The sequence below is a fragment of the Type-D symbiont of Plautia stali genome, from assembly GCF_001485335.1.
In the GTDB taxonomy this organism is placed as follows: domain Bacteria; phylum Pseudomonadota; class Gammaproteobacteria; order Enterobacterales; family Enterobacteriaceae; genus Pantoea; species Pantoea vagans_C.
Genome location: NZ_BBOC01000174.1, coordinates 1 through 2,049 on the forward strand (window position 1 = coordinate 1; position 2,049 = coordinate 2,049).

Annotated in this window: 1 protein-coding gene and 1 pseudogene; one reads left to right on the forward strand and one right to left on the reverse strand. The window is 59.0% G+C overall.

Annotated elements, in window-relative coordinates; all coding sequences use genetic code 11:
• Positions 1–1,332: methyl-accepting chemotaxis protein (locus PSSD_RS25760; RefSeq protein WP_058974212.1), on the forward strand; the 1,332-nt coding region annotated here is incomplete at its 5' end.
• 349 nt (positions 1,333–1,681) lie between these two features.
• On the opposite strand, the pseudogene hemH reads toward PSSD_RS25760, so the two are convergent.
• Positions 1,682–2,038, reverse strand: a pseudogene (gene hemH, locus PSSD_RS25765) (ferrochelatase); the annotation flags it as partial.
• Between the last annotated feature and the right edge of the window lie 11 nt (positions 2,039–2,049).

The following is a 2,049-nucleotide window of genomic DNA, read 5'->3' on the forward strand; positions in this document are numbered from 1 at the left end:
GACCCTCAGGCCATGAAGCCGGAATGGGAGCGACTGCAGAAGCAGGCGTCTATATATGCCGCCAACCAGCAGGCGCTCGCTGACATAATGAAAGCGGATGCAACCCCGAAAGACCGCGAGATGCTGGACCATATCACTGACGCGCAAGGGCCTGCTCTGGCGGCGCTGAAGCAGGCCGGCCAGCTTGGGCTGGATAATCGTGCGCAGGAAGCGATTACTTACCTGATGACGGTCACCCGCCCGGCGCAGAGTAGCCTCCTGAGCGCCCTTGACGACATGACGCAGGTCCAGCTGCAAAATACCCAGGCCGCCGTTGAGCAGAATAGCGCAGCGACGGACCGCGCGTCGCTGACGCTGGTGCTGCTTGCTACCGTGTCAGTCCTGGTGGCGATCGTAACCTGCTTACTGACCATCCGCGTGCTGATGCGCCAGCTGGGCGGAGAGCCCGCGCAGGCGCAGTCCCTGGCGGCGACCATTGCCTCAGGCGACCTGACCACCCCCGTTATGCTGCGCCGCAGTGACACGACCAGCCTGATGGCGTCACTGGACGGCATGCAGGCAAACCTGCGCGGGCTGGTGTCACAGATAAAAGAATCTTCTGCCTCCGTGGCGCTGGCGGCGGATGAAATTTCGCAGGGTAATACGGAGCTCTCTTCCCGTACGGAGCAGCAGGCCGCAGCGCTGCAGGAAACGGCCGCCAGCATGGAGCAGCTGACCGCCACGGTGAAAAGCAACACGGCAGGGGCAGAGCAGACCGCCGTGTCGGCGCGCGAAGCGGCATCGCTGGCCCGCACGGGAGAGGCCGACGTACAGCGCATGTCTGAAACCATGAACGACATCTCGCTCAGTGCAACAAAAGTGCGGGATATCACCTCCGTAATTGAGAGTATCGCCTTCCAGACCAATATTCTGGCGCTGAACGCCGCGGTGGAAGCCGCCCGGGCAGGCGAGGACGGCCGCGGCTTTGCCGTGGTGGCAGGCGAGGTCAGAACCCTTGCCCAGCGCAGTGCTACCGCCGCGCGCGATATTAAACAGCTGATTGAGCAGGCCGTAGAGCAGGTAGAAAGCGGCGTTGCGGTGGCGGCGGGCACCGGGCAGAGCATCCTGAAAATTGTCGGCATGGTGGGTGAGCTGGCGGAGGCCATGGATAATATCTCGCTCGCCTCTTCAGAGCAGATGCAGGGCATTTCCCAGGTCAGCATAGCCGTCAGCCAGATGGACGGCGTCACGCAGAATAATGCCGCGCTGGTCGAGGAGTCCTCTTCCGCTTCACAGTCGCTCTCTGAGCAGGCCCACTCCCTGCGCGGAATGGTCGATGCTTTCAGGGTATGAAAGTAAACGCGATGACATGAAAAATGAATTGAGTGCAGTGCTCTGCACTCAGGGCGTGCCGGCAGGTATGCGACCTTGGTCCGTTTCAGGCCTGTAACAGATACAGCCAAACCTGAAGTGTCCGACACGTCACCGGTTTTTTGCTTTTAAGAGGAGTGGACACGGCTTCGCCGATGAGGGTTTCGTCAGTTTTTCATCACGGCCGTTTTTCACGGGCATGACCTCGTGGCAGAGTGGCGTCTGCAGCTTATCAGGGTACCCATGCTCATGGCGTTCTGAAAAAACGCCCGTGCTGAGTTGTCAGATCCCTTCCTGTTGTTCGTTCAGTTACTTCTGGTTGTGGCCTGATTTAACCGTTTTGTTCTGCAAGCTGGCGCAGCATCTCTATATGGGCGGGCTGGTCATTAAGCGCCGGTATATACGTAAAGGAGTGACCGCCGGCCTTCATAAAGATTTCCCGGTTCTGCTCATCAAGCTCTTCCAGGGTTTCCAGGCAGTCTGATGCGAAGCCCGGACTGATGACGTGCAGGTTTTTCACTCCAGTCTGTGGGAGGTTTTTGATCGTCTCATCGGTAAAAGGCGTTAACCACGGCTCTCTGCCGAAACGCGACTGGAAGGTCATCACCGTTTTCAGAGACGGCATGTTCAGCGCGTCAGCGAGCAGCCTGGTCGTAAGTTCACATCGATCTCTGTACCGATCCCCCTGTTTTCAAATCT